General features: G+C 67.2%; 1 protein-coding gene. It reads right to left on the reverse strand.

The window, feature by feature from the left end:
- A partial coding sequence (locus ACLQ3C_RS21445; protein WP_425707112.1) for a transposase occupies positions 1 to 634 on the reverse strand: 634 nt, incomplete at its 3' end.
- Positions 635 to 693 lie beyond the last annotated feature (59 nt).

Genomic DNA, 693 nt, shown 5'->3' on the forward strand with positions numbered 1-693 from the left:
CGGTGATGTGGTCGGCGGCGGTGTTCGCCCCGGCGTTGCCGGCCCGCAACAGCATCGCCAGGGGTTCGCCGGTACCGGCGGGTCCGTGATCGACGAATGCACACAATGGGTGAAACCCGTACCCGCGCTTATAGGTTGGTGCGGCGTGTTGTTTGTCCGAGTGCGCGGTGACCAGGGTGGCGTCAAGATCGACGATCACCGGATGACGGGCATCGGTGTTGTGGTCGGGGGCGGCTGGGCCTGCCGCTTGCCAGGCCAGGCGGCGGGCCGCGCGGCGAGCGGTGTTGATCGCGGTCAACGCCCTCGGCGCATCGCGGGCGACCAGGGTGATCAGACGGGAGACCGTGGGGTCCGAGGCGACCGGCCCGAACACGCCCGGATGCGCACGGACCTGGTTGATGTCGGCCAGACAGTCGCCACCCAAGGCGACCGCGATCGCGAGATCGAGCAGGATCTTGCCCGGGTCATGCGTGGCCAACGGTTTACGCCACGGCGCCAACGCCGCCGACAATCCGCTGGTCAGGCCGGTCTTCTCCGCTGCCCGCAGCAACACCGTGGCCCCCGCGTGCGACACCAGCCCGCTTCCCGAGCCATCTACCGACAACGACGGGTACGGCGACGTAGACTTACTCACCAGAATGGTGCCTTTCGATCTCGGCAGATTTGGACCTTCGCAAGTCAAATCATCCCAGG

It is taken from the genome of Gordonia sp. DT30, from assembly GCF_049844915.1.
GTDB lineage: Bacteria > Actinomycetota > Actinomycetes > Mycobacteriales > Mycobacteriaceae > Gordonia.